Annotated in this window: 23 protein-coding genes; 17 read left to right on the top strand and 6 right to left on the bottom strand. The window is 63.2% G+C overall.

Annotated elements, in window-relative coordinates:
* Window positions 1-13: 13 nt before the first annotated feature.
* Window positions 14-313: a hypothetical protein gene (locus H0485_RS08055; protein ID WP_226934857.1), complete on the bottom strand. Its 300-nt coding sequence runs from the start codon at window positions 311-313 to the stop codon at window positions 14-16.
* A gap of 33 nt (window positions 314-346) precedes the next feature.
* Between H0485_RS08055 and H0485_RS08050 the strand changes: the two genes are divergently transcribed.
* The 4 genes from H0485_RS08050 to H0485_RS08035 all read left to right on the top strand — a co-directional run bounded on the left by H0485_RS08050 (window position 347) and on the right by H0485_RS08035 (window position 3,829).
* The gene (locus H0485_RS08050) at window positions 347-1,261 is read left to right on the top strand and encodes a hypothetical protein (protein WP_226934856.1); all 915 of its coding nucleotides are present in this window, start codon (window positions 347-349) and stop codon (window positions 1,259-1,261) included.
* On the top strand, window positions 1,254-1,943 hold the full coding sequence (locus H0485_RS08045; RefSeq protein ID WP_226934855.1) for an ABC transporter ATP-binding protein: 690 nt from the start codon (window positions 1,254-1,256) through the stop codon (window positions 1,941-1,943). Before H0485_RS08050 ends, H0485_RS08045 begins: the two co-directional genes overlap by 8 nt.
* 26 nt (window positions 1,944-1,969) lie before the next feature.
* Entirely contained in the window at window positions 1,970-3,103 is a 1,134-nt protein-coding gene (locus H0485_RS08040) for an ABC transporter permease (protein ID WP_226934854.1), read from the top strand.
* A gap of 252 nt (window positions 3,104-3,355) precedes the next feature.
* The gene (locus tag H0485_RS08035) at window positions 3,356-3,829 is read left to right on the top strand and encodes an ureidoglycolate lyase (RefSeq protein ID WP_226934853.1); all 474 of its coding nucleotides are present in this window, start codon (window positions 3,356-3,358) and stop codon (window positions 3,827-3,829) included.
* Window positions 3,830-3,877: 48 nt separating this feature from the next.
* Here H0485_RS08035 and hisG read toward each other — a convergent pair whose 3' ends face one another.
* From hisG to hisS, 3 genes are read right to left on the bottom strand one after another with little or no spacing between them, the layout of a single operon-like run.
* Complete coding sequence (gene hisG / locus H0485_RS08030) at window positions 3,878-4,585, bottom strand: ATP phosphoribosyltransferase (RefSeq protein ID WP_226934999.1); 708 nt, start codon at window positions 4,583-4,585, stop codon at window positions 3,878-3,880.
* Window positions 4,582-5,691, bottom strand: a complete 1,110-nt coding sequence (locus H0485_RS08025) for an ATP phosphoribosyltransferase regulatory subunit (protein WP_226934852.1) — start codon at window positions 5,689-5,691, stop codon at window positions 4,582-4,584. Before H0485_RS08025 ends, hisG begins: the two co-directional genes overlap by 4 nt.
* The gene (hisS, locus tag H0485_RS08020; RefSeq protein ID WP_226934851.1) at window positions 5,688-7,172 is read right to left on the bottom strand and encodes a histidine--tRNA ligase; all 1,485 of its coding nucleotides are present in this window, start codon (window positions 7,170-7,172) and stop codon (window positions 5,688-5,690) included. The genes H0485_RS08025 and hisS overlap by 4 nt, the downstream gene beginning before the upstream one ends.
* 104 nt (window positions 7,173-7,276) lie before the next feature.
* Here hisS and H0485_RS08015 point away from each other — a divergent pair, with 104 nt between their 5' ends.
* Entirely contained in the window at window positions 7,277-7,471 is a 195-nt protein-coding gene (locus H0485_RS08015) for a SlyX family protein (RefSeq protein WP_226934850.1), read from the top strand.
* A gap of 141 nt (window positions 7,472-7,612) precedes the next feature.
* On the opposite strand, the gene dnaE is transcribed toward H0485_RS08015, so the two are convergent.
* Window positions 7,613-11,119: a DNA polymerase III subunit alpha gene (dnaE, locus tag H0485_RS08010; RefSeq protein ID WP_226934849.1), complete on the bottom strand. Its 3,507-nt coding sequence runs from the start codon at window positions 11,117-11,119 to the stop codon at window positions 7,613-7,615.
* A 265-nt stretch (window positions 11,120-11,384) separates the two neighbouring features.
* Here dnaE and xdhA point away from each other — a divergent pair, with 265 nt between their 5' ends.
* From xdhA to H0485_RS07960, 10 genes are all read left to right on the top strand, one after another.
* Window positions 11,385-12,797 carry a xanthine dehydrogenase small subunit gene (gene xdhA / locus H0485_RS08005; RefSeq protein WP_226934848.1) on the top strand — a complete coding sequence of 471 codons (1,413 nt, stop codon included), beginning with the start codon at window positions 11,385-11,387 and terminating at the stop codon, window positions 12,795-12,797.
* Window positions 12,794-15,115: a xanthine dehydrogenase molybdopterin binding subunit gene (xdhB, locus tag H0485_RS08000; protein ID WP_226934847.1), complete on the top strand. Its 2,322-nt coding sequence runs from the start codon at window positions 12,794-12,796 to the stop codon at window positions 15,113-15,115. The genes xdhA and xdhB overlap by 4 nt, the downstream gene beginning before the upstream one ends.
* Window positions 15,108-16,121, top strand: a complete 1,014-nt coding sequence (xdhC, locus tag H0485_RS07995) for a xanthine dehydrogenase accessory protein XdhC (protein WP_226934846.1) — start codon at window positions 15,108-15,110, stop codon at window positions 16,119-16,121. The genes xdhB and xdhC overlap by 8 nt, the downstream gene beginning before the upstream one ends.
* The gene (locus H0485_RS07990) at window positions 16,063-17,607 is read left to right on the top strand and encodes an ABC transporter ATP-binding protein (RefSeq protein ID WP_226934845.1); all 1,545 of its coding nucleotides are present in this window, start codon (window positions 16,063-16,065) and stop codon (window positions 17,605-17,607) included. Before xdhC ends, H0485_RS07990 begins: the two co-directional genes overlap by 59 nt.
* 36 nt (window positions 17,608-17,643) lie before the next feature.
* Window positions 17,644-18,738, top strand: coding sequence for an ABC transporter permease (locus H0485_RS07985; protein ID WP_226934844.1), 1,095 nt, complete (start codon window positions 17,644-17,646; stop codon window positions 18,736-18,738).
* On the top strand, window positions 18,735-19,664 hold the full coding sequence (locus H0485_RS07980) for an ABC transporter permease (RefSeq protein ID WP_226934843.1): 930 nt from the start codon (window positions 18,735-18,737) through the stop codon (window positions 19,662-19,664). Before H0485_RS07985 ends, H0485_RS07980 begins: the two co-directional genes overlap by 4 nt.
* Window positions 19,665-19,718: 54 nt before the next feature.
* Window positions 19,719-20,810, top strand: coding sequence for a BMP family ABC transporter substrate-binding protein (locus H0485_RS07975; protein ID WP_226934842.1), 1,092 nt, complete (start codon window positions 19,719-19,721; stop codon window positions 20,808-20,810).
* 437 nt (window positions 20,811-21,247) lie between these two features.
* Window positions 21,248-22,039 (top strand): dimethylarginine dimethylaminohydrolase family protein, encoded by a 792-nt coding sequence (locus H0485_RS07970; RefSeq protein ID WP_226934841.1) that lies wholly within the window; start codon window positions 21,248-21,250, stop codon window positions 22,037-22,039.
* Window positions 22,040-22,057: 18 nt separating this feature from the next.
* The gene (locus tag H0485_RS07965) at window positions 22,058-23,041 is read left to right on the top strand and encodes a GT-B fold glycosyltransferase domain-containing protein (protein ID WP_226934840.1); all 984 of its coding nucleotides are present in this window, start codon (window positions 22,058-22,060) and stop codon (window positions 23,039-23,041) included.
* A 294-nt stretch (window positions 23,042-23,335) separates the two neighbouring features.
* On the top strand, window positions 23,336-23,836 hold the full coding sequence (locus tag H0485_RS07960) for a hypothetical protein (RefSeq protein WP_226934839.1): 501 nt from the start codon (window positions 23,336-23,338) through the stop codon (window positions 23,834-23,836).
* A gap of 75 nt (window positions 23,837-23,911) precedes the next feature.
* On the opposite strand, the gene H0485_RS07955 is transcribed toward H0485_RS07960, so the two are convergent.
* Complete coding sequence (locus H0485_RS07955; protein ID WP_226934838.1) at window positions 23,912-24,736, bottom strand: response regulator; 825 nt, start codon at window positions 24,734-24,736, stop codon at window positions 23,912-23,914.
* Window positions 24,737-24,819: 83 nt separating this feature from the next.
* Between H0485_RS07955 and H0485_RS07950 the strand changes: the two genes are divergently transcribed.
* Window positions 24,820-25,017, top strand: coding sequence for a NepR family anti-sigma factor (locus tag H0485_RS07950; protein ID WP_226934837.1), 198 nt, complete (start codon window positions 24,820-24,822; stop codon window positions 25,015-25,017).
* Window positions 25,018-25,169: 152 nt separating this feature from the next.
* Complete coding sequence (locus H0485_RS07945) at window positions 25,170-25,736, top strand: RNA polymerase sigma factor (RefSeq protein ID WP_255613438.1); 567 nt, start codon at window positions 25,170-25,172, stop codon at window positions 25,734-25,736.
* The last annotated feature ends 50 nt before the right edge of the window (window positions 25,737-25,786 follow it).

The following is a 25,786-nucleotide window of genomic DNA, read 5'->3' as shown; positions in this document are numbered from 1 at the left end:
GCATTCGCGTTTCCTATGGCCTGTAATTGCCTTTTGTGCCGCTTGCGCGGCGCCGGACTATGACCGCGCGGAAGGACTGATTGATCAGGTCAGCATTGATCTGGCGCAGGACAGAACCGCAAAAGCCCTGCCTTTTGGCGATCATGCCCGCCGGTACGGCATAGCCTTTCACCAGGCCCGCCTGCGCGAGGCAGAGCTTTTGCTGGATCTGGATCAGCTGCGTCGCGGAGCATTGCCTCGCCTCAGCATTATTGCTCAGGGCACAGCCCAATGGAATGAAAGCGGCGGATTTTCCGTCAGAGGGCGCAATCATGCCTTTATTATTGAATGGGATTTTATCCGGGCAATGTATGTTCTGTTCCTGAAAACTCCCGAGACATTCGCGATCCTGACTGCACAGGAAAGCGCGCTTGCCAGACAAAGCGCTGAAAAGCAGCTGCTTGATCAACTGGAGGATAGCCTCAGCATTGGCCTCGCCCTTGAAGAGGCAAGTCTGAGCCTTGGCGCAGAGAGCTGCCGCATGAATGAGATGCGAAGCGAGCTGTCGCTCGGAACCGTAACCAGGGAAGAGGTTTCTGCCCGGGAGGCCGTGCTGCAGCGTCGCAAATCCGCCCATTCAGCACAGCAGAGGATGTATGAGGCGCGTCTCGCCAGTCTTGCGCATAGCACAGGTGGCGCGCCTTTCCGCCGGGATCTGCGAATTTCCGACCTGCACCCAGATCCATTGCACTCCCGGAGTGCCGCGCAATGCTATGCCGGATCGGCGCTGGAGACCAGAAATGCCATTTTGCACCAGATTGCCGGCGAGGGCCTGAACGCCGCCCGCATTGACCGATGGATCACGCTGTCCGGCATTGTGCCCGGTCAGTTAGGGCCGGACAGCCCGGCCCGGCTGGAACTTCTGATTAATCTGATAACGCCGCTCATTGATCAGGGCAGAGGCGACCGGCAGGTGCAAAGGGCAAGAATTGCGGTGGCCAATGCGCTGATTGCGGCTCGTGAAAGCAAAGCAGCCTTCATGCTGGCCCATGCCGGGATGACGCTTGCCCTTGCCGAGGCAGATCTGGCGCGGGCCGCATTAATCCCTCCCGCCACCGCAGATAGCGGATGCGCTGCGGATGTTTCCTCAAAGCTCTTTGATCTGGAAAAGCGCCGTATCCAGCTGAAGCAGGAGCATCTTAAAGCAGGGCTGGCCCTTTTGTGCATCTCAGCCGGACCACAGACTAGCACAGCTGCGAAAAAGGGTGTGGCCCATGAATAGCTCACCATTGCCTCTGCTGCTTGAACAGGTTGTGGTGCGCCATGCTATCCAGCAGCTCCGCCTGGTGCTGGACCATGCCGACCTCAGGGTCGCGCCGAAAGAGCGTGTTTGCATTCTTGGTGAAAGTGGCTCGGGTAAGACCACGCTGCTTGAGGTGATCAGCGGCTTTCGGCGCCCCGATGCCGGGCAGGTCCAGCTTTTCGGCATTGATCCGGCGGGTGCCGCAGATCGGGTACGGGCCCGCCTGCGTCGCCGGGACCTGGGATTCATTTTTCAGGATTATGCCCTGATCGAAGGGCTGACCGCGCTTGCCAATATCGCACTGCCCCTGCGGCTGGACGGTATCCGGTCTGAAACGGCCAGCCAGCGGGCGTCAGAACGACTGGCAGCCCTTAATCTTACGCATCTTGCGGCTGTGCCGGCCAGCGCGCTTTCGGGCGGAGAAAAGCAACGTGTGGCCTTTGCGCGTGCAACCATCCATAAGCCCCGCCTGATCCTGGCGGATGAGCCGACCGGCAGCCTCGATCCCCATACCGGAACTGCGGTTCTGGAGATGATCCTTGGCCGTGGCGAGGACAGCCCGCACAGCCTTGTCATGGTGACACATAACCACCGCCACGCTCGTCAGTTCGACCGCGTGATGCTGCTGCGGGACGGCCGGCTGCGCGAGACCTGGGCATGAAGGCAAGGGGCCCCCTCCATCGGGTAATGCTGCGCAGGATATTGATCTTTTGCCTTGTCTCAGCCTGTTTCGCAGTCACTCTGGCCAATCGCATCATCACTGCTGCTGCGACCGAAGGCTTTGAGCTGCGCATTCGCGCGAGCCTCTATCATGAGGCAATCATGACCTTCCCCATGCTCTTTGCACAGAAGGTCAGCCGGGGTCATGCGGATGCGGACCACATCGGCCAATGGATGGAGGAAGGTCTCACTGCCGCCTTTGCCGGAGAGGAAATCTCGGTCTCGCCATATTCGCGGCAGTTCTCTTTGGTTGCTGAACTGCCGGATGCAGGCATGGTAGAAATCATGACAACCGATCCGCATTTCCCTTTTGCATACCGGCTTGGCCTCAGCCCCGATGGCCCAGCAGAGCCCGGAAGCTGCCTGATTGGACGCAGTCTTGCAGATCAGCTGCAGGGCCAGATGCCCGGCTGGCTGCATTTTGGCACAACGCGTTGCAGACTTGCCGGGGTCTTTGATGGCGAGATCCGTCCCCCCTTCTGGACCCTTGACCGGGCTGTTTTGCGCCTTGTTGCCCGCGACAGGATCATGGCAGAGGAAACGATCATCTGGAGCAGTTATTTACATGCTGCCCTGAGCCCTTTGAGCGAGTCTGATCTGCGTGCATATCTGGCAGACTGGCTGGAAGACGAGCCGATAGAAATCTGGTCGAGCAGGCATCACGCCGGGCGTGCGGCTGATGTACTGGCAATTTACAATTTCGTATCCGCCTCAATCGGCGGCATCGCACTGGCTCTTTGCGCTTTCGCCATTGCCACAACCTTCATGTTCTCGGTCTCTGAGCAGCGCCGGGAAATAGCCATTCGCCGCGCAATAGGGGCAACGCAATGGCAGATCATCGGTCATATTCAAACCGAGATCGCAATAGTGGTTCTTGCTGGTTTGCTGACGGGTATATGCGGCGGCAGATATCTCGGTTATTCGCTCATCACAATTATGCAGAAGGCCGCATTGCTGGCCCCTACGGTTCATGCGGTTGTTTCACCTGCCGATCTTCTGCAACTGGCGGTCATTTTCCTGGCCGTTGGCATATTGGGAGGACTGGCTCCTGCCATTACCGCCGCCAGAATTGATCCCGCGATCGTACTTCGCGGCAGCTGATCAACCTGATCCCTGTCCTATTATGGATCCAGAGCTGCCATAAGCCCGCTGAAACCTCTGCAGGCAGCATGTCGATACCTGTGCGACCGCTTCGCGGCTGAAGTCGTGGCTGAAAGCACCTGTACTCCTCATGCCTCATGGCCTCAAAATTCTCAAACAAGACCTCCATGAAACGCCGGCTATTCAGTGACTATGCTGTGGCGCAGCTCTGTGCGAGGCTGGCCCTGACGGGCAGCGGGCGGAGAGGCGAAATTGCGCGACATCAGAATTGAACCGATCAGCGAGGCGGCTTTTGCCCCCTATGGCGATCTGCTCGATGCCAATGGCGATTACAGGCTGATCAATGACGGGCTGTGCCGGCGCCATCATGACCGGGCGCGGCTGGAGTTTGACCCTGCGGGCCGGGCCGGAATTTCGATCTTCTCGGCCGAGCCGCGCCAGCTACCCTACCTTTTTGACCTGATTGAGCGCCATCCCGAGGGCTCGCAGGCCTTTATCCCGCTTTACGGCCTGCCTTTTCTGGTGATCGTGGCCGATGCTCCCGGGGAACGCCCGCGCGCCTTCCGCACCAGCGGCGCCGAGGCGGTCAATCTGCATCGTGGCACCTGGCATGGCGTGCTGACGCCGCTTTCACCGCCCGGGCTGTTCGCGGTGGTCGACCGGATCGGGCCGGGGCCGAACCTTGAGGAATATCGCTATTCTGAGCCCTGGAGGGTCGTGGAGTGAGGGTGGGGGCGATCAACGCCCCCAAAAGCCGGACCCGCCAGATGATCTTCAGAAAGCCGGGGCAGCAAGCCCCAGCTTCACCGCAAGCGCGGCAAGTGTTTTGCGCTCAGCCGCCGCCCAGTCCGCCCCGGGGGCAAGGAACAGGGTGGCCTGGCTCTGATGGATCAGCCCCTCGCCGAGGATTTTCAGATGATTGGCCCGCAAAGTCTCACCGGTTGAGGTGATATCGGCAATCGCCTCGGCGGTGAGGTTTTTCACCGTGCCCTCGGTCGCGCCCTGGCTGTCGACAATCGCATAATCCGCAACACCATTCGCGGTCAGGAAATCGCGCACCAGACGGTGATATTTGGTGGCAATGCGCATCCGGAAGCCATGCTGCGCCCGGAAGGCGCTGGCCGCGGCATCCAGATCGTCAAGCGTATCGACATCAATCCAGGCCTGGGGCACGGCGATGATCAGATCGGCATGGCCAAAGCCAAGCTGCTGCCATTCGATGGCTTTGGCCTGCCAGTTCGCCAGCTTGTCGCGCACCAGATCCGAGCCGGTGACGCCAAGGTGAATGCGCCCGGCCTCAAGCTCACGCGGAATCTCTCCGGCCGAAAGCAGAACCAGCTCAACCCCTGCCACCCCCTCGACCGCGCCGGAATATTCGCGCTCATTGCCGGTGCGGGCCATAGAGACATTGCGCGCGCCGAACCAGTCAAAGGTCTTTTCCATCAGCCGGCCCTTTGAGGGCACTCCGATTTTCAGCATCAGATTGCCCCTTTCAGCCGGGCCACCAGTTCGGGGCGGATGATGCCGCCCGTGGCCGGGATCGAGCGCCCCTGCCCCAGCCGCTCGGTCAGCGCATCATAGCGCCCGCCGCTGGCGATGCTGGGCAGGCTGGCGTCGCTGGCATGCAGCGTGAAGACGAAGCCGTCGTAATATTCCAGCGTAGTGCGGCCATGGCTGGCCTCAAACGGCAGGCTGGCGGTATCGATGCCGCGCTTTTGCAAGGCCTCAAGCCGGGCGGCAAAACGCTCAATCGCCGGTTCAATCGCTGGCAACAGGGGCGCGATGCCACGCAGATGCGCCAGCGCCGCCCGCGAGGGGGCCTGAAGCGACAAGAGATCATAAAGCAGCGCCGCCTCGGGCGCGGCAATCGGCGGCTGGCCCGCATCCCCGATCAGCGCGCGGGCGCGCTCGGCAATATCCTCGGGCGAGCGCAGCCCGACCAGCGGACCCGCCGCCTCAATCAGCGCTTCGGGCGCGTCTGAGGCCAGACGAGCCAAGAGCTGGCTGCGCGCCTCGGAAGCGGGCGCACGTCCGGCAAAACGGTCGAGCAAAGCCCGGAACCGCTTTGGCCGCCAGATATGGCGCAACAGCGCCGCCTTGCGGCGCTCAGAGGTCGAAAGGCCGCGCACCGCCGCCATCAGAATACCGATATCTCCGGTCGCGGGGCGCAGGTTCAGATCGGCAAGCAGGCCCGAGAACAGCGCAAATACTTCGGCATCAGCCTCGGGTGCGTCGCGGTCAAAGACCTCGAAACCCACCTGCAGATATTCGCGGGCCCTTGCATCGGGGGCCTCCTGGCGGCGGAACACCTCGCCCATATAGGCATAGCGGGCCGGTTCGGCGCCTTCGCGCATATGCGCCTGAACCACCGGCACGGTGAAATCCGGCCGCAGCATCATCTCGCCCGTGACCGGATCCGAGGTGACATAGGCGCGGGCGCGGATATCCTCGCCATAAAGATCGAGCAAAGTGCCTGCGGGCTGCAGGATATCGGTCTCGACCGCCACGGCCCCGGTGGCCAGAAGCGCCTGGAACAACGCCTCGGCCTCGCCCCGGACCCGGGCGCGGGTGCTGGCGCTCAGGCTCATTGTGCCAGCATCTTCTGCACGGCGGCGACCAGATCAGCGCGGGCAACCTCAAGCTGGGCCGGGCGGTCTTTCCATTCCTCGAGCGTGGCGCTCTGGGCGATTTTCGCACCGAGCACCAGGTCCTTCAGCACCACGACCCCGCGCGCCGCCTCATCCGAGCCCTGGATCACCGCCACCGGCGAGGCGCGTTTATCGGCATATTTCAGCTGGTTGCCGAAGTTTTTCGGATTGCCGAGATAGACCTCAGCCCGGATCCCGGCCTGACGCAGCTCGCCCACCATCGCCATGTAATCAGCCATCCGGTCGCGGTCCATCACCGTGACCACCACCGGACCCGCCGCCTCGGCCGCGGCGCGGCCCTTGGCGCGAAGCGCGGCCAGCAGACGGTCAACGCCAATGGAAACCCCGGTTGCGGGCACGGCCTGGCCGGTGAAACGCTTGACCAGATCGTCATAGCGCCCGCCGCCCGCCACCGAGCCGAACTGGCGCTTGCGGCCTTTTTCGTCAAGGATTTCAAAGGTCAGCTCGGCCTCATAGACCGGGCCGGTATAATAGCCGAGGCCGCGCACCACGCCGGGATCAATGACGATCCGGTCCGGGCCATAGCCCTGGGCCTCGAGGAGCGAGGCGATCTGCTCCAGCTCGCTCACCCCCTCCTCGCCAATGGCCGAAGTCCCCACCAGCTCGCGCAGCCGCGCCACGGTCTCAGCCCCGGTGTCGCGCTTTGCCGAGACAAAGCCCATCACCACCTCAGCCTGCTCGGCATTCAGGCCCGCGCCTTTGGTGAAATCGCCCGACTCGTCCTTGCGGCCCTCGCCGAGCAGCGCGCGCACGCCGCCGTCGCCCAGACGGTCGATCTTATCGATGGCGCGCAGAACGATGCCGCGCTCGGCCTCAAATTTCGCCGGATCTTTGGGGTCGAGCACGCCCGCGACTTCCATCACCCCGTTCAGCACCTTGCGGTTATTCACCTTCACCACGTAATCGCCGCGCGGAATGCCGACGGTCTCCAGCGCATCGGACAGCATGGCGCAGATCTCGGCATCAGCGGCGACCGAACCCGAGCCGACGGTATCGGCATCGCATTGATAGAACTGGCGGAACCGGCCCGGACCCGGCTTTTCATTGCGCCAGACCGGCCCCATCGCATAGCGGCGATAGGGGCTGGGCAGGTCATTGCGATATTGTGCCGCCACCCGCGCCAGAGGCGCGGTCAGGTCATAGCGAAGCGCCATCCAGCTGTCGTCTTCGTCTTTCCAGGCGAAAACACCCTCATTCGGACGATCAACATCGGGCAGGAATTTCCCAAGCGCCTCAACGGTTTCAACGCCCGAAGTCTCGAGCGCCTCAAAGCCGTAACGATGATAAACCGCGCCGATGGCATCGAGCATGGCTTTGCGCTCGGTGACTTCGGTGCCGAAATAATCGCGAAAGCCTTTCGGCGTTTCGGCTTTGGGGCGGCGGATCTTACCTTCGGACATGGGTTTTCCCGGTCATTGCAGCCTGGCGGCGGTTGCTGCATCCTCTAAAGCACGAGGCCGAGAGCGACAAGTCGGCGAGACCAGAAGGCACAGAGAGAATGGCAATGAGTGACGCAATTGAAGAGAAAATCGCCCATCTGATCCGGGCGGTAGAGGATCTCTCGGATGTGGTGGCACGCCAGGACCGCGAGATCACCACGCTCACACGCCGGTTGCAAATGCTGATGGAGCGCGAGGCCGAGCGCGAGATGATGGCGGGCGAGGCCCCGGCGGCCAATGCCCCGCCGCCGCACTGGTAAAAGCGATAAGACGGGGGGCCAGTCCCCCGGCCCCCATGATATTTTCAGACAGATGAAAAGCGGGGGGCGGCGCCCGGCTTTTCATCTGTCCTGAAATATCCCCGCCGGAGGCCCCGGGCCGCAAAGGCCCGGAGGCGTGCTTCAGGCCATTTCCTCAACCATCACCACCCCGTTCAAGCTTTTCAGCGCCGAGCGGATCTGCGGCGTCACCGGGAAGGGCTGCGGCAGCAAGAGGTCAATCTCGCGCCCCTCCTCATCGGCGACGCAAAGCGTGATCCTGGCCTTTGAACGCCCCTCGGCCTTGCCCAGAAGCAGTGCCACCGAAGTCACCGCCTCGGCCTGGTTGAGATGGATTTTCAGATCCTGGGCCTCGGCGCGTGAGGCGAGGCCATCGGCCAGCTCGACCGAATTGGCGAGAAGCTTCACCCCCTCGCCATCGGGATCGACCTTGACCGAGATCACCACATTGGTGCCCGGCTCGAGCAGATGGCGCGCGGCTTCCAGCACTTCCGAGAAGCAGGTCACCTCATAGAGCCCGGTCGGATCCGAGAGCGAGACAAAGGCGAAGCGATTGCCCCTGGCCGATTTGCGTTCCTGCCGGGCCGAGACCGAACCGGCGATTTTGGCAACAATCGTATGGCCACGGCTCACCGCCTCCTGGGTGATCTCGGCCAGCGTTTTCACTTTTTTGCGTTTGAGATCAGACATGTAATCATCGAGCGGATGACCCGAGAGATAGAAGCCGATCGCCTGATGCTCATGTCCCAGCCGCTCCACCGAGAGCCAGTCATCGCGGAAGGGCAGACGCGGCTCGGGGATGTCCGAGCCCATCGAGCCAAAGAGCGAGACCTGGGCGGATTCGCGCGCCTCGATCACCGCAGTGCTATAGGCGACAAGGCTGTCGAGCGCCTCAAACACCCGCGCCCGGTTCGGCTCCAGAAGATCAAAGGCCCCGGCCCGGGCCAGCATTTCCAGCGGCCGCTTGCCGATCTGTTTCAGGTTCACCCGGCGGGCGAAATCAAACAGCGTGGCGAAGGGTTTATCCTGACCATCGGCCTCACGCGCGGCGATGATCTGGCGCATCGCCTCGACGCCAACGTTTTTCAGCGCGCCAAGGCCATAGACCAGCTGCTGGTCTTTCACCGAGAAAATCGCCTGAGAGCGGTTGATACAGGGCGGCACCACCGCCACCCCCATCCGGTCCAGCTCGCGCTTATAGACCGCCAGCTTATCGGTCAGATGGATATCGCAGTTCATCACCCCGGACATGAATTCAACGGGATGGTTCGCCTTCAGCCAGCCGGTCTGATAGCTGACCACGGCATAGGCGGCAGCATGGGATTTGTTGAAACCGTAATTGGCGAATTTCTCCAGCAGGTCAAAGACCTCGCCGGATTTCTTCGCGTCGATTCCATGGGTTTTCGTGCAGCCCTCAATGAATTTGGGCCGTTCTTTCGCCATTTCCTCGGCGATCTTTTTACCCATAGCGCGGCGCAAGAGGTCGGCGCCGCCGAGCGAGTAGCCCGCCATGACCTGGGCGATCTGCATCACCTGTTCCTGATAGACGATGATGCCCTGGGTCTCTTTCAGGATATGATCGATGGTCGGGTGAATGCTCTCGAGCGGTTTAACCCCGTGTTTCACCTCGCAATAGGTCGGGATATTCTCCATCGGGCCGGGGCGGTAGAGTGCCACCAGCGCCACCACATCCTCGATACAGGTGGGTTTCATGCGCCTGAGCGCATCCATCATGCCTGAGCTTTCCACCTGGAAGACAGCGACGGTACGGGCCGCCGAATAAAGCTCATAGGTCGCGGCATCATCGAGCGGGATATGACCAATATCATTCTCGGCCCCGGGCTTTGGCTGATAAAGCTCTTTGCCATGGGCATCGATATGCAAAGGCCGGCCGGTGGCGCGGATCTGGCGGATCGCATCCTCGATCACTGTCAGGGTTTTCAGGCCGAGGAAGTCGAATTTCACCAGCCCCGCCGCTTCAACCCATTTCATATTGAACTGGGTGGCGGGCATATCCGAGCGCGGATCCTGGTAAAGCGGCACCAGCTGATCGAGCGGGCGGTCACCGATCACCACGCCGGCAGCATGGGTGCCAGCCGAGCGATACAGCCCTTCGACCTGCTCGGCATAGGTCAGCAGCCGGCCGACCACCTCTTCCTTCGCCGCCTCGCGCAGCCGCGGCTCATCGGCCAGAGCCTTGGTGATCGAGACCGGCTTGACCCCCTCAACCGGGATCATCTTGGCAAGGCGGTCGACCTGGCCGTAAGACATCTGCAAGACCCGGCCCACGTCGCGCACCGCCATTTTCGACAGCAAAGCGCCGAAAGTGATGATCTGCGCCACTTTATCGCGGCCATATTTGCCCTGCACATAGCGGATCACCTCTTCGCGGCGGTCCATGCAGAAGTCGATATCAAAGTCGGGCATCGACACCCGTTCGGGGTTAAGGAAACGCTCAAACAGCAAAGCATAGCGCAAAGGATCAAGGTCGGTGATGGTCAGCACATAGGCGACCAGCGAGCCCGCGCCCGAGCCCCGGCCCGGGCCAACGGCGATGCCATTGTCTTTGCCCCATTTGATGAAATCGGCCACGATCAGGAAATAGCCAGGGAAGCCCATCTTCTCGATGATCCCCAGCTCAAAGCGCAGCCGTTCCTCATATTCCTCGCGCGGCGCGGCAAGGGTGATCACGCTCAGGCGCTTTTCCAGACCATCCCAGGCCTGACGGCGCAGTTCCTCCACCTCGTCATCGGCGAATTTCGGCAGGATCGGCGCGCGTTTATAGGCCATGAAGGCACAGCGCCGCGCGATCTCGACCGAGTTTTCCAGCGCCTCCGGCAGATCGGCAAAGAGCGCGCACATCTCGGCCTCGGACTTCAGATAATGCTGCGGTGTCAGCCGGCGGCGCGGCTCGATCTGGTCGACATAGGCGCCCTCACCGATGCAGATCAGCGCATCATGCGCCTCAAACATATCGGTTTTCGGGAAATAGACGTCATTGGTCGCCACCAGCGGCAGCGCCAGATCATAGGCCAGATCAATCAGCCCGCGCTCCGAGCCGGCCTCGGCGGGGGGCAGTTTGCCGCCCTCGCCCGGATGGCGCTGCAGCTCAATATAAAGCCGGTCGGGATAGATCGCGGCGAGGGTTTCACACAAAACCCGCGCCTTTGGCGCCTGCCCGCCCTGCAAAAGCCGCCCCAGCGGGCCATCCGGCCCGCCTGAAAGGCAGATCAGACCGGCGCTGTAAGCCTGCAGATCCTCAGGCGTCACCTGGGTGAACTGGCCGCCATCCTTGCCGATATAAAGGCAGGAATTCAGCTTCATCAGGTTCTCATAGCCGGTCTCATTCTGCGCCAGCAGCACCAGGCTGGCAGGAGGACGCGGCTTTTCGCCAGGCGCGGCCGGATCATAGGCCAGCGCGATCTGGCAGCCGATGATGGGCTGGAGGCCCGCATCCTTGCAATGGCTGGAAAATTCCAGCGCACAGAACATGTTATTGCTGTCAGTGACGGCAATCGCCGGCATTTCGGCACCGGCGGCCAGCTTGACCAGCTTCTTGACCGGGATCGCCCCCTCCAGCAGAGAATGCTCGGTATGGGTGCGCAGGTGGATGAATCGAGGTTCTGACATAGGGCCGAGACTATCAATCCGGGGAAGCAGGCGAAAGCCCGGCTGCAGATCCTCGGGGGGCGCGCGTTGTTTTCCCGCCCTGTTCTGAAAGACCTATGGGAAATCTGGTAAAGTTTGCACTTGCCGGGAATCGCCCTGCCCGGCTTGATGGCGGATACAGCCGGATAACGGCGGAGCCTCTCTTCCCTATGCCGCATCGGGCAGAGACAGGCAGATCAGGGCCTTAAAGGCCCGGCAGGGACTGGTACAGCGGCGGAAGACGAACATGTCCGGCATAGCTTTCACCCTTAACGGAGCGCCCGTGCAGCTGCAGCAGGCTGATCCCGGCCGCACCTTGCTGGAGTTCCTGCGCGAGACGCGCGGGCTGAACGGCACCAAAGAGGGCTGCAATGAGGGCGATTGCGGCGCCTGCACCGTTCTGGTCTCGGATGAGACCGGGCACCGCGCGCTCAATGCCTGTATTCTGCTCATGCCGCAGCTCGATGGCAAAAGCCTGACCACAATCGAGGGCTTGAAAGGCCCCGGGGGGCAGCTGCATCCGGTGCAAAGCGAGATGATCGCCTGCCATGGCTCGCAATGCGGTTTCTGCACGCCGGGCATCGTGATGTCGCTGGCCACGGCGCATCTGAATGGCGATGCCCGCGATGATCAGGTGCTGGCCGGTAATCTCTGCCGCTGCACCGGCTATGCGCCGATCATCCGCGCTGCTGAGGCGGCGCGCAAAGAGCCGCCGCCCGCCTGGCTGAAGCCTGAAACCGCTCTCATCTGTCCGCCAATATCCCGGGGCGAGGCGCCGGCGGCGCCGGGGGGCAGCGCCCCCCCGCTGCGCCCGAGCAGCAAGGCCGAACTGGCCGAGGCCCTCCTGGCCCATCCTCAGGCGCGGCTGGTGGCCGGGGCCACCGATATCGGGCTTTGGGTCACCAAACAGCTGCGCGACATCAGCCCGGCGATTTTCCTCAACGGTGTCAGCGACATGGCCGGGATCGAGCGTGAGGGCGATCAGATCCGCATCGGCGCCATGGTGACCTTTGAGCAGTTGCGCGCGGCCTTGCGCGCCGAGCATCCGGCTTTCGCCGCGCTGCTCGACCGTTTCGCCTCGCTGCAGATCCGCAATGCCGCGACCATCGGCGGCAATATCGCCAATGGCTCACCGATCGGTGACAGCCCGCCGGCGCTGATCGCCATGGGCGCGCGGCTGACCCTGCGCCGGGGCGCGGCGCGGCGCGAGATCGCTTTAGAGGCTTTCTTCCTCGATTATGGCAGGCAGGACCGCCAGCCCGGCGAATTTGTTGAATTTATTACCCTGCCCGCCCGCGCCCCTGATCTGCGCTGCTATAAAATCTCGAAACGATTTGACCAGGATATATCGGCGCTCTGCGGCTGTTTTAACCTGCGCCGCGCGGGGGGCCGGATCACTGAGGCCCGGATTGCCTTTGGCGGCATGGCCGGCACACCGAAACGCGCCAGCGCCTGCGAGGCGGCGCTGAGCGGCGCTGAGTGGAATGAAGCGACGATCCGCCGCGCCATGCAGGCGATTGCGGATGATTACCAGCCGCTTTCCGATATGCGCGCCTCGGCGGGCTACCGGCTGCAGGTGGCGCAAAATCTGCTGTTGCGCGCCTTTCATGATCTGAACGGCGATCAGACAATCGCCTCGATCCGCGAGGTGCAGGCATGAGCCGCGGTCAGCCCCTGCCCCATGACAGCGCGCCGCTGCATGTGACCGGCGCAGCGCGTTTCGCCGATGATATCCCCCTGCCCGCAGGCTGTCTGCATCTGGCCTTTGGCCTGTCGGAAATCGCCTGCGGTCAGATTGAGGAGATGGATCTCAGCGCGGTGCACGCAGCCCCGGGCGTGGTGCGGGTGATCACGGCCCAGGATCTGCGCGCCCGCTTTGGCGCCATACCGGACTGCGCCCCGGCGGTACCCGATGAGCCATTGCTGAGCGATACCGGGGTCGAATATCACGGCCGGCCTTTGTTCATCGTAGTGGCCGAAAGCCATCTCGCCGCCCGCAAAGCGGCGCGGCGGGCAAAGATCCGCTACCGCGAGACAAAGCCGGTCCTCAGCATTGACGAGGCGCTCGAAGCCAACAGCCGCTTTGAACAGGGGCCGGTGATCTGGGCGCGCGGCGATGCAGAGGGCGCGATCAGCCAGGCGCCGCATCAGCTTGAGGGCCGGTTTGAGGTCGGCGGCCAGGAGCATTTCTATCTCGAGGGGCAGATCGCCCTCGCGCTGCCGCTGGAAGACGGGATGCATATCACCGCCTCGACCCAGCATCCGACCGAGATCCAGCATAAGGTCGCCCATGCGCTCCATCTGCCGATGTCGGCGGTCCGGGTCGAGACCCGGCGGATGGGCGGCGGCTTTGGCGGCAAGGAAAGCCAGGGCAACTGGCTGGCGGTGGCCTCAGCGCTTGCCGCGCAGATCACCGGGCGGGCCTGCAAAATGCGCTATGACCGTGATGATGATATGGTGATCACCGGCAAGCGCCATGATCTGCGCATTCTCTACCGTGTCGGCTATGATGATCAGGGCCGGATCCTTGGCCTGGATTTCACCCATCTGATGCGCTGCGGCTGGTCGCAGGATCTGTCGCTGGCCGTGGCCGACCGGGCGATGCTGCATGCCGATAACTGCTATCTGCTGGAAAACATCCGCATTGAGAGCCACCGGCTGAAAACCAATACCGCCTCGGCCACCGCATTTCGCGGCTTTGGCGGCCCCCAGGGCATGATCGGCATCGAGCAGGTGATGGATCATGTGGCCTTCGCGCTGGGGCGCGAGCCGCTGGCGGTACGGCGGGCGAATTTCTACAAAGATTTCACCGATATCAGTCCCGGCGCGGGCAGGATCCAGACCACACCCTATGCGATGGAGGTTGAGGATTTCATCGGCAATGCCCTGGTGGCCAGGCTCGAGGCCAGCTCGGCCTATCAGGCGCGCCGCGCGGCGGTCCGGGCCTGGAATGCCAGCTCGCCCTTCCTCAAGCGCGGCCTTGCCCTGACCCCGGTGAAATTCGGCATTTCCTTCACCCTGACCTGGCTGAACCAGGCCGGAGCGCTGCTGCATCTTTACCAGGATGGCTCGCTGGCGCTCAACCATGGCGGCACCGAAATGGGCCAGGGGCTGAACCAGAAAGTCGCCCAGGTGGTGGCTGAAATTTTCGGGGTTCAGGCCGGCGAGGTAAAGATCACCGCCACCGATACCGCCAAAGTGCCCAATACCTCGGCCACGGCGGCCTCTTCCGGTTCTGATCTGAACGGGGCGGCAGCGCGCGAGGCGGCGCTGACCATCCGCCAGCGCCTGGCCGGCTTCATGGCCGATAAACACGGCGTCGCGCCCGAAGCGGTGCGGTTTGAAGACGGCATGGTGCGGGTCGCGGGCGAGAGCCATCCGCTGTCGCGCGTTGCCACCTGGGCCTGGCAGGCGCGGATCTCGCTCTCCTCGACCGGCTATTACGCCACGCCGAAAATCACCTGGGACCGGGTGCAGGGCCAGGGCCGCCCCTTCCTCTATTTCGCCTATGGCGCGGCGGTCACCGAGGTGGTGATCGATACGCTGACCGGCGAGAACCGCATTCTGCGCGCCGATATTCTGCATGATACCGGCTCGCCGCTGAACCCGGCGCTCGATATCGGCCAGATCGAGGGCGGCTATGTGCAGGGCGCAGGCTGGCTGACCAGCGAAGAGCTGGTCTGGGATGAAAAGGGACGGCTCAGAACCCATGCGCCCTCGACCTATAAGATCCCGGCCTGCGCCGACCGGCCCCGGGTGTTCAATGTCGCGCTCTGGGATGCCCCGGCGCGGGAAGCGACCATCGGCCGCTCAAAAGCCGTGGGCGAGCCGCCGCTGATGCTGGGGATCTCGGCCTTTGCCGCTTTGCAGGATGCGGTGGCCGAGGCGGGCGGGCGCAGGATCTGGCCCGCGCTCACTGCTCCGGCCACGCCCGAGGCGGTGCTGGCGGCCCTCACCCGGGTGCAGCGCGATGTTTGATCTGGGCGAGTTGCGCCAGCGCGTCGCCCGCCACGGCCTGGTGGCGCGGGTGGTGATCGCCAGCCATGCCGGATCCAGCCCGCGCGAGGATGGCGCCGCCATGCTGGTCTGGCCCGGTGGCAGCTCGGGCACAATCGGCGGCGGGGCGCTGGAATTTCTGGCCACCAGCCGCGCCCTTGAGATGCTTGCCGCCGCCAGCCCGCTGGCCGGGATCCGGCGCGAGGCGCTCGGTCCTGGCATAGGCCAGTGCTGCGGCGGTGCGGTGACGCTGGTGACCGAGATTTTTCATGCCGGAAATCTGCCCGCCCCGGCGCCACAGGAAGGCCTGCTGATCCGGGCACTGAGCCCCGAGGCTGCCGCCCGGCCGCTGCCGCTGGCGCTGCAAAGGCTGAAGGCCCGGGCACGCAGCACCGGCAGCCTGCCCTCTGGCCCGGTGCTCGACCAGGGCTGGCTGGCCGAGCCGCTGCACCGCCCGCAGCAGCCGGTCTGGCTCTGGGGCGCGGGCCATGTCGGGCGCGCCCTTTGTGACTGTCTCGCGCCGCTGCCCGGGTTTGCTTTGACCTGGATCGATACTGCGGCAGAGCGCTTTCCCGCACAGATCCCGCCAGGGGTGAGACAGCGGGTCGCAGCCCGGCCGGAAGAGCTGGTCGCAGAGGCGCCCGATCTTGCCTGGCATCTGATCGTGACCTATTCGCATGCACTCGATCTCGAGTTGTGCCATCGACTTCTGGCTTGCGGTGCCGCTGAAATCGGGCTTATCGGCTCGGCCAGCAAAGCCGCGCGCTTTTCTGCCCGGCTTGCCGGCCTCGGCCATACTCCCGGTCAGGTTGCACGCATCCATTGCCCGATGGGCGATATCACTCTAGGGAAGCACCCCCAGGCCATTGCTCTGGGTGTGGCTGTCCAACTATTGAAACTGAAACAGATATCCGAGACGGAGATCGCGGATGACCGAAAAGAACATGAAGGCGCAGCGGCCACTGCTGCAACTGGAAGGGCTGACTAAAGCCTATCCGGGCGTCGTGGCCAACAGCGATGTTTCTTTCAGCATCGGCGCGGGCGAAGTCCATGCCCTCCTGGGTGAAAACGGCGCCGGGAAATCGACGCTGGTCAAGATGATCTATGGTCTCGTCCGCCCCGATCAGGGCCGGATGGCGCTGCATGGCGCGCCCTATGCCCCGGCCAAACCCGCCGAGGCGCGCCGCTCGGGCGTGGCGATGGTGTTTCAGCATTTCTCGCTGTTTGAGGCGTTGAACGTCGCCGAGAATGTGGCGCTTGGCATGGAAAACCCGCCGCCGTTGCGCACCCTCTCCGAACGGATCCGCACCGTGTCTGAGGCCTATGGCCTGCCGCTAGATCCGGCGCGCCGCGTCGGCGATCTTTCGGCCGGAGAACGTCAGCGCGTCGAGATCATCCGCTGCCTGCTGCAAGATCCCAAATTGCTGATCATGGATGAGCCGACCTCGGTCCTGACGCCCCAGGAGGTCGAGATCCTGTTTCGCACCCTGCGCAAGCTGGCGGATGAGGGCACGTCGATCCTTTATATTTCGCATAAGCTCGAGGAGATCCGCGCGCTTTGTGACAATGCCACCATCCTGCGGCGTGGCCGTGTGGTGGCGCGGCTCGACCCGCGCGAGCGTTCGGCCCGCGAAATGGCCGAGCTGATGGTCGGCACCAGCCTCGCCACCCCGGCGCGCAGGCCGGGCGCGCGCGGCGCCGAGGCGCTGGTGGTAAAGGGCCTGTCGCTCGCCTCACCGATTCCCTTCGGCACCGCGCTGAAAAATGTCAGCTTCAGCCTTGCCGCCGGTGAGGTGCTGGGCATCGCCGGGGTTGCCGGCAATGGCCAGGATGAGCTGCTGCTGGCGCTGTCGGGCGAGCTGAAAGCCCCCGGGGGCGTGATCCGGCTCGAAGGCGTGGATATGGGCAGCCTTGGCCCCTCCGGGCGGCGTCGCGCCGGCATGATTGCCGCGCCGGAAGACCGCTATGGCCATGCCGCCGCCCCGGATATGAGCCTGACCGAAAACGGCTATCTGACCGCCGGTATCCGCATGGGTCTGACACAGAACGGTTTTATCCGCTGGGGCGCGGCGAAGGAATTCGCCGAAGAAGTGATCCGCGATTATGATGTGCGCACCTCTGGCCCCGGAGCGGCGGCCCGCGCGCTTTCGGGCGGCAATCTGCAGAAATTCCTGATGGGGCGAGAGCTGAAACAAAGCGCGAAGGTCATCGCCATCAACCAGCCCACCTGGGGGGTGGATGCGGCGGCGGCCTCGGCGATCCGGCAGAAGATCCTCGACTGCGCCGCTGAGGGCGCGGCGGTGGTGGTCATCAGCCAGGATCTCGATGAGCTGATGGAAGTCGCGGATAGTTTCGCAGTGCTGAACGAGGGGTCTCTCTCGGTGCCGCGTCCGGTCCAGGAACTGAATACCGAAGAAATCGGCCTGATGATGGGCGGCGCCCATGGCATGGAGGAGGCGCATCATGGCGGCTGAGCGTTCAGTTATTACAGGCACCTGCGGGGGTGATACGTGCTGATCCTCGAAAAACGTCCCGAACCCTCGCGCTTCTGGCTCTGGACCACGCCGGTGCTTGCGGTGGTGCTGACCATGATCATGGGCGGGCTGCTGTTTGCTATGCTGGGCAAAAACCCGGTCACGGTAATCCGCACCATCTTCTGGGATCCGGTTTTTGGCCCGAATGCGGCCTATTTCCAGCGCCAGCTGGTGATCAAAGCCGCGCCGCTGATCCTGATTGCCACCGGCCTTGCCATGGGCTTTCGCGCCGGGATCTGGAACATCGGCGCCGAGGGGCAATATATTATCGGCGCGGTCGCCGGGGCCTCGCTCGGCCTTGCCCTCTACCCGACCGAGAGCCGCTGGATCTTCCCGGCCATGGTGCTTGCAGGCGCGCTTGGCGGCTGGATCTGGGCAATGATCCCGGCGATCCTGAAGACAAAATTCAATGCCAATGAGATCCTTGTCTCGCTGATGCTGGTCTATGTCGCCCAGGCGATCCTGTCGAAAGCCGCTTTCGGCTTCCTGCGCAACCCCGAGGGCATGGGCTTTCCCGGCAGCCGCAATCTCGGCGCCTGGCCCGCGGCGCGGAATGCCGATCTGATCGCCGGCACCGGCTTTCACTGGGGCGCTGCGGCGGCGCTGGCCGTCGCCATTGGTGCCTATGTGCTGCTGACCCGGCATGGCATCGGTTTTCAGATCCGTCTGACCGGCCAGGCGCCGCGCGCGGCGCGGTTCCATGGCGTCGATCCCTCGCGCCTGATCATCTTCTGCCTCGGTCTGACCGGGGTGCTGGCTGGTCTGGCCGGGATTTTTGAGGCCACCGGCCCTGGCGGCCAGATCACCGAGAAATTCGCCTCGGGCTATGGCTTTACCGCGATTATCGTCGCCTTCCTTGGCAGGCTGAACCCGCTGGGTATCGTGCTGGCCGGGCTGTTGATGGCGCTGACCTATGTCGGCGGCTCCTATGCCGAGGGGATGATGAACCTGCCGGCGGCCTCGATCCAGGTGTTCCAGGGCATGTTGCTGTTCTTCCTGCTCGGGGTGGATATGCTGACCAATTATCGCATCCGCCTGCGCGGCCGGAGCGGCAAAGGAGCTGCGAAATGATCATTGGCGGGCTGGATATTGCGGCGCTGCTGGCAGCGCTGATCATTGGGGCGGTGCCGATCCTGCTGGCGGCGCTTGGCGAGACTGTGACTGAGCGCTCGGGCGTGCTGAACCTCGGGGTTGAGGGCATGATGGTGATCGGGGCAGTGACCGGCTTTATCGCCGCGGTGCATCTGCAGAACCCGGTGCTGGGCTTTATCGCCGGCGCGGCCGGAGGCGCGGCTTTCTCGCTGATCTTCGTGCTGCTGACCCAGGTGTTTCTGGCCAATCAGGTGGCCACCGGCCTGGCGCTGACGCTGTTTGGCCTTGGCATGTCCTCGCTTGCCGGTCAGGGCTATAACGGCATCAAGCCGCCGCTGACCACCGCCGTGCCACTGGGGCCTTTGCGCGATATTCCCTTCTTCGGGACGATGCTGTTCCGCCATGACTGGGTGGTCTGGTTCTCGCTGATCATGGTGGGCGTGGTCTGGTTCGTGCTGAACCGCACCCGCGCCGGGCTGATCATCCGCGCTGTGGGCGAAAGCCATGAGGCGGCGCATGCGCTTGGCTATAAAGTGAACCGGATCCGCACTTTGTGCATCCTGTTCGGCGGGGCCATGGCCGGGATGGGCGGCGCCTATATCAGCCTCGCCCGGGTGCCGCAATGGACCGATAATATGACCAATGGCATTGGCTGGATTGCCCTCGCCATCGTGGTCTTTGCCTCCTGGCGTCCGGGCCGGGTGCTGCTTGGCGCCTGGCTGTTTGGCGGGCTGATGGTTCTGGGGCCCAATCTGCAGGCTGCGGGCTATGCGATCCCCGTCGAATACTTGTCGATGGCCCCCTATCTGATAACCATTATTGTGCTCGTGATCATGTCTTCGGGGCGCGGGCGCGCCAACAGCGCCCCCGCCTCGCTCGGTCAGAATTTCCACGCCTCAAACTGAGGCTATTTCAGCTGCGGGGCGAGGCCCCGCCGCCACAACGGGGAGAGATCTCGTATGAAACGCAGAAACCTGCTGGCAACCGCCGCACTGGGCCTTGGCCTCGCTTTCAGCGGCGGGACCGCCATGGCGCAGGGGCTGGACAAGGTGAAGGCCTGCTTCACCTATGTCGGACCGATCGGCGACGGCGGCTATACCTATCAGCACCATCAGGGTGCCCTGGCCCTGGCCGAGAAATTCGGCGACAAGGTCGAGATCGCCTGGCAGGAATCGGTGCCCGAAGGCGCCGATGCCGTGGCCTCGATCACCCAGTTCGCATTGCAGGGCTGCAATATCATCTTCACCACCTCCTTCGGTTTCATGGAGGCGACCCAGCAGGTTGCCGGTCAGTTCCCGGATATCAAATTCGAGCATGCGACCGGCTTTAAGCGCGATCACGCCAATGTCTCGACCTATGACGCGCGCTTCTATGAAGGCCGCGCCGTGATGGGCACCATCGCCGGCCTGATGACCAAATCGAATAAGATCGGCTATATCGGTTCCTTCCCGATCCCCGAAGTGATCCAGGGCATCAACTCCTCCTTCCTGCATGCCAAGAAGGTGAACCCCGATGTCACCATGTCGATCGTCTGGGCCTATACCTGGTTCGACCCGGCCAAAGAGGCCGATGCTGCCAAGGCGCTGATCGATCAGGGCGTGGATGCAATCCTGCAGCACACCGATTCGACCGCACCGCTGGCCGAGGCCGAGAAGGTCGAGGGCGTGATCGGTTTCGGTCAGGCCTCGGATATGTCCGCCTATAAAGACACGACCCGCGTCTCGGCGATCATCGACGACTGGGCGCCCTATTACATCAAGCGCGTCGGCGCTCTGCTTGATGGCACCTATGCGCAATCGGCGGCCTGGGAAGGCATTGCCGATGGCGCCGTGGAAATCGGTGAGATCACCGACCGCGTTCCTGCCGAGGTGAAAGCCGCGGCCGAGAAAGTCCGCGATGAAATTGCCGCCGGCACGTATCACCCCTTCACCGGCCCGATCAACAAACAGGACGGTTCGGTCTGGCTGAAAGAAGGCGAAGTGGCCGAGGACAGCGCGCTCGCGACCATGGACTTCTATGTCGAGGGCATCACCGGCGATATCCCGAAATAAGCGGATCCGCTGCCGCTGAGCGCCAGATCAGAAAGGCCCGCCTCGCTGAGGCGGGCCTTTTTTATCGCCCGGCAATCAGGGCAGGTTTCCGGTTCAGCAGCGCCGCCTGCGGATCACAGATCCGAGGTCAGGCTGAGCTCTCTCTGAAAGCCTCAGGCCAGAGACAGTTCTGTTCAACCGCGAGTACAGCCATTCAGAATTTCCGAAAACCCGGCCTTGAGACTGCAGGCCCGGATTCCTGACCACCCGAAACTTCGGCCCTCAGCGCGCTGATCTCCGGCTCCGTCCCGCCGGTCTCACCCACCTCACCACGCTTCCCATCCCCCTCCCCCAGCCCCGTGGAGTAAGCCCGCCCGGAAAAAGGCGCAGGTCCGGGATTCTGCGCACGCCCGCTTTTTGATCTGGTCAGAAGACCGAAAGGCGGACAGGATGCCGCCATGACAAAATCCTATTCTTTCACTCATGCTATTACCCGCCGCCCGCCGCTCTCTGTGACCAGAGGCCTGCGCGCTGAAGACACCGGCAATCCCGATCACGCTTTGCTGCAAAGCCACCATGCCGATTACATCGCCGCTCTGCGCGCGACCGGCGCCGAGGTGATCGAACTGCCCGAACTTGAGGATTATCCCGACAGCCTGTTTGTCGAAGACACGGCGCTCTGCCTGCGTGAAGGCGCGGTGATCATGCGCCCCGGCGCGCCCTCGCGGCTTGGCGAGGCGGCCGAGATGGCGCCGCATCTGGCGCAACTTTACCGCGAGCTGCGCCGGATCGAGGCTGCGGACAGCTTTATTGAGGCCGGAGATATCCTCACCACCGAGAGCGAGATCCTGGTCGGCCGCTCGGCCCGGACCAATGCCGCCGGTGTGGCCGAGCTGACCCGCCTGGTGGCGGACTGGGGCTATAAGGTCCGCGAAGTCCATACCCCGCCGGGCGTGCTGCATTTCAAAACCGACTGTTCGCTGATGGATGGCGAGACCATCCTCGCCACCGACCGGCTTGCCGCTTCGGGCTGCTTTACCGGCTACCGGGTGATTGCCGTGGCCGAGGGCGAGGAAGCAGGCGCCAATGCCATCCGCTTTAACGATAAGGTCATCGTTCCTTCAGGCTTCCCCAGAACCCGCGACCGGCTGCTGGCGGCGGGCTTTGATCTGGTCGAGATCGGTAATTCCGAATGCGCGAAAATCGACGGCGGCATGTCCTGCCTGTCGCTGCGCTTCTCGCCGGGCTGAGGCCAGAGCGGTCGGCCGATGCAAAACTTCAGCATTGCCGCCGTGGTGCAACAGGGCCGTCTTGGCTATGAGGCGCTGCTGCTGGCCGCCTCGCTGCGCCGCTCGGATCCGGGCTTTTCCGGCCGGCTGCTGCTCTTGGAGCCGCAGCCCGGCCCCTTCTGGCCCGAGACCGATCCGAGGCTGCCCGAGGGGCCGCTGCGCGCGCGGCTGCTTGAGCTTGGCGCCGAGATCCTGCCCTTTGAGAACCGGGTCTTCGGCGCCGCCTATCCGCATGGCAATAAGATCGAGGCACTGGCGGCCCTGCCGCCCGGGCCTTTCCTGTTTCTCGACAGCGATACGCTGATCACCGGCCCGCTGTCGCAGACCGGATTTGACTTCACCCGCCCCTCGGCCTCGATGCGGCGCGAGGGCACCTGGCCGCAGCCCGAGCTTTACGGTCCGGGCTATACTGCGATCTGGAAAGCCTTATACGACCGCTTTGGTCTTGATTTTGCCGCCTCGCTCGATCCCTCCTGGCCCGATGAATACTGGCAGCATTACCTCTATTTCAACGCGGGCTGGTTCTTCGGCGCCGATGCCCCGGCCTTTGGCCGGGTTTATCTGGAGTATGCCGCCAGCATTTACCACGACCCGCCGCCCGAGCTGATCTGTCAGGAGCTGCTGCCCTGGCTCGATCAGATCACCCTGCCGCTGGTGATCAGCGCTTTCGGCGGCGGGCGGCCCGGGCCCGCGCTGGCCGGGCTTGATGGCGCGACCAGCTGCCATTACCGCAGCCTGCCGCTGCTCTATGCCCGCGAAAGCGATGCGGTGGTGGCGCTGCTCGAAGAGATTGCGCTGGAGAAAGCCAACCGCCGCCTGCTGCGCGACTGGCCCCAGGCCCGGCAGATGATCTATCTGAAGCGCGGAGTTAAGGCGCGTGCCTTGTTCGACCGCGTGGCTTTGCCAAAACGCGAAAAGATTATTCGCAATACGCTCAGACGCTCTGGCCTCTGGCTGCGCTGAGGCCTGGCTTTCGGTGCGGTCTGGCTTTCGGCGAGGCTCCGCCGGCGCCGGGGCAGAAATTCGGCATGGTTTCGCCGATTTTTTGCCGCGAAATGCCGCCACCGGCGGCTGCGCCGACGGGGTGATTGCGAATAAATCATCTATATCAGCCACATAAAGCCAGGACCCAAAGGTTCCCGCCGCTTTTTTGCCCGGCCAGGAGACGCCCGGGCCGGAACCCGCCGGGCAAAAGCCGCGTTTTATCTCAGGATCGCGCTGCAGGAAGCTGCCGCGCCGGATCATGGAGGTTTGACAATGACAGCATTCAGAAAAACCCTGGCGGCGGCTGTCGCAACCGCCGCGCTGAGCCTGCCGGCTTTCGCTGTTGAGCGTGCCGAAGCTGTGCAGTCGATTGATGTGACTGTTGATATGACCGGCGTGCAGAATGCCGCCGCTGCTGCCTATTGGGGCACGCTGGAAAAAGATCTTGAGGCTGCGGTGCTGAGCCGTGTTGCCGACCGCATGGCGGAAGAAGGCGCGATGATCACCGTTGATATCGACGAGGTATCGCTGGCGAGCGGCTTTGCCGAAGCTGTTGGTCTGGGCGAGTCCCGGCTGAGCGGCCTTGTGAAGGTCAGCGACCCGCCGCAACCCGGGCGCGGTGCCAGCTATGAGCTGAGCGTCGATATGAATGCCACCCTGCCCGCCCTGGGCGAAGGCTTTGATCTTAATACCGAAAGCCTCGACACCGCCCGGGTCTATCATGCGATGGTCGATACTTTTGCCGCGCAGATCGTAGCAAATCTCGACAAATAAACAAAAAGGGGCGCGGCTTTCGCCGCGCCCTTATTCCGGACTGACGCCGGTGAAACCCCGGGTCCGGGAGAAGGATCAGCCTGCCAGCGGTTCGGTCGAGGCAAAGAACAAGGCCTGGCTGATCGAGAGCCGCACCTGTTCTTCGCTATAGGGCTTGTTGATCAGGAAGGCCGGTTCGGGCCGCTGGCCGGTCAGCAGCCGTTCCGGGAAGGCGGTGATGAAGATCACCGGCAGATCGGTAAAACCGGCGAGAATATCGCTGACCGCATCCACGCCGGAGGAATTATCCGCCAGCTGGATATCGGCAAGGATCAGATCGGGCCGGTCACTCTGCGCCAGCGCCACCGCCTCATCGCGGGTGCGGGCAATGCCAGTCACATGATGGCCGAGCGATTCGACAATCGCGCTGAGATCAAGGGCGATTATCGCCTCATCCTCGATGATCATCACCCGGCCCAGCACCGATTGTGCCACTTCGCCAAGCGCGGTGTCGGTCAACGCTTCGCTTTCGCTGGCGCTGACCCCGAGGATCACCCCGATCTGTTCGAAGGAAAACCCTTCGAACATATGCAGCAGCAAAGCCTCGCGCGCATTGGGGGTCAGGCGCGACAGATGCCCCTGAGCCGCCGCCGAAAGCCTGGTATCGGGTTCATGAACCGGAGAATCTGAGCCTTGCCAGACCAGATGAAAAACGGTGAAAAGACCGGTTTTTACCGCCTCCCCCTTGCCAAGAACCGAAGGATCGGCAAGCACAGCCTCGATGGCTGCTGCGGCGTAATTATCTCCCGAGGCCTGACTACCGGTAAGCGCTCGCGCGTAACGTCGCAGATAGGGCAGTTCTGCGGCTACAGCAGCGGACAGGGCCTGAGCGGACAAGGCATCCGCCTGGTCAGTTTGCATTAAACTTTTCTCCGTTCTGCGCGCCTCGTTAGGGAACCAAACGCGCGGATCCTGCGTTTGGTTCCCGGAACATTGGCAGGACCATGACAAAAGAAGCCCCAGAAAAGCCCGGCATTCAACCCGGGTCCTCCAGAAATCGTGAAACCGTGAAGGCTCAGATCGATGAGAATCTTCGCCGGGCCTATGATGCAGTCCTGACCGAAGAAGTTCCGGACCGGTTTAAAGACCTGCTGGCGCGCCTGCAGGGCGGGTCTGCCGACAGCGGGACCAAATCCGGATGAGCCATCGCCGCCCCCCGACCGGGAGTGGCCCCCGGACCGCGTCTCTGCAAACCGAACCGCAGCAAACCGAACCGCAAAAATCCCCATCGCAGCCGGGCCGCGACAGGAGCCCGGGTTCCGCCGCCTCCCCGGTCGAGGGACGTGGGGCGGTGCTGCAGGATCCGGCAAAAGATCCGCGTATCCTGCTGCCGCGGCTTTTGCCCAATCTGCGCGCTTTTGCCATCGGCCTGTCGCGCAATGTGGTTCTTGCCGATGATATCGTTCAGGAAACCATTCTGAAGGCCTGGTCCAATCTCGATAAATTTGACCCCAATACCAATCTGGAAGCCTGGCTTTTCACCATTCTGCGCAACACCTATTACTCTTATCTGCGCAAGACCCGGCGCGAGGTTCAGGACAGCGAAGGCAGCTATGCCGCCGGCCTGGTGACCAAACCCGCCCATGACGGCCGCCTGGCTTTCAGCGATTTTCAGCGCGCTTTTGACCAGCTTTCGCCCGAACACCGCGAAGTGCTGATCCTGATCGGGGCCTCGGGCTATTCCACCGATGAGGCGGCGGTGATGATGGGCGTCGCCCCGGGCACGGTGAAAAGCCGGGCCAGCCGGGCCAGACGCCGCCTCGCCGAACTGATGCAGCTTGAGGAAGGTGAGGAATTATTCAGCGGCACCGATGCCGTAACCGCCTCCGTACTGAATCGCCCCGGCACAAGCCAGGCATGAGGGCGGCGGGCGATAAGGCCCGGAGCCGGCCATATACAACCCTGGGTCTG

The organism is Pseudogemmobacter faecipullorum (assembly GCF_020539525.1).
Classification (GTDB): Bacteria; Pseudomonadota; Alphaproteobacteria; order Rhodobacterales; family Rhodobacteraceae; genus Pseudogemmobacter; species Pseudogemmobacter faecipullorum.
Note: the sequence above shows the minus strand (reverse complement) of the source record. Positions and strands in the feature narration are given on the sequence as shown.

Coding starts and splice junctions, on each gene's coding strand:
- H0485_RS08055 (WP_226934857.1), bottom strand. CDS start 313: ATGATTGCGCCCTCTGACGGAAAATCCGCCGCTTTCATTCCATTGGGC.
- H0485_RS08050 (WP_226934856.1), top strand. CDS start 347: ATGTATGTTCTGTTCCTGAAAACTCCCGAGACATTCGCGATCCTGACT.
- H0485_RS08045 (WP_226934855.1), top strand. CDS start 1,254: ATGAATAGCTCACCATTGCCTCTGCTGCTTGAACAGGTTGTGGTGCGC.
- H0485_RS08040 (WP_226934854.1), top strand. CDS start 1,970: ATGCTGCGCAGGATATTGATCTTTTGCCTTGTCTCAGCCTGTTTCGCA.
- H0485_RS08025 (WP_226934852.1), bottom strand. CDS start 5,691: ATGAGCCTGAGCGCCAGCACCCGCGCCCGGGTCCGGGGCGAGGCCGAG.
- hisS (WP_226934851.1), bottom strand. CDS start 7,172: ATGTCCGAAGGTAAGATCCGCCGCCCCAAAGCCGAAACGCCGAAAGGC.
- H0485_RS08015 (WP_226934850.1), top strand. CDS start 7,277: ATGAGTGACGCAATTGAAGAGAAAATCGCCCATCTGATCCGGGCGGTA.
- dnaE (WP_226934849.1), bottom strand. CDS start 11,119: ATGTCAGAACCTCGATTCATCCACCTGCGCACCCATACCGAGCATTCT.
- xdhA (WP_226934848.1), top strand. CDS start 11,385: ATGTCCGGCATAGCTTTCACCCTTAACGGAGCGCCCGTGCAGCTGCAG.
- xdhB (WP_226934847.1), top strand. CDS start 12,794: ATGAGCCGCGGTCAGCCCCTGCCCCATGACAGCGCGCCGCTGCATGTG.
- xdhC (WP_226934846.1), top strand. CDS start 15,108: ATGTTTGATCTGGGCGAGTTGCGCCAGCGCGTCGCCCGCCACGGCCTG.
- H0485_RS07990 (WP_226934845.1), top strand. CDS start 16,063: ATGACCGAAAAGAACATGAAGGCGCAGCGGCCACTGCTGCAACTGGAA.
- H0485_RS07980 (WP_226934843.1), top strand. CDS start 18,735: ATGATCATTGGCGGGCTGGATATTGCGGCGCTGCTGGCAGCGCTGATC.
- H0485_RS07975 (WP_226934842.1), top strand. CDS start 19,719: ATGAAACGCAGAAACCTGCTGGCAACCGCCGCACTGGGCCTTGGCCTC.
- H0485_RS07970 (WP_226934841.1), top strand. CDS start 21,248: ATGACAAAATCCTATTCTTTCACTCATGCTATTACCCGCCGCCCGCCG.
- H0485_RS07965 (WP_226934840.1), top strand. CDS start 22,058: ATGCAAAACTTCAGCATTGCCGCCGTGGTGCAACAGGGCCGTCTTGGC.
- H0485_RS07960 (WP_226934839.1), top strand. CDS start 23,336: ATGACAGCATTCAGAAAAACCCTGGCGGCGGCTGTCGCAACCGCCGCG.
- H0485_RS07955 (WP_226934838.1), bottom strand. CDS start 24,736: ATGCAAACTGACCAGGCGGATGCCTTGTCCGCTCAGGCCCTGTCCGCT.
- H0485_RS07950 (WP_226934837.1), top strand. CDS start 24,820: ATGACAAAAGAAGCCCCAGAAAAGCCCGGCATTCAACCCGGGTCCTCC.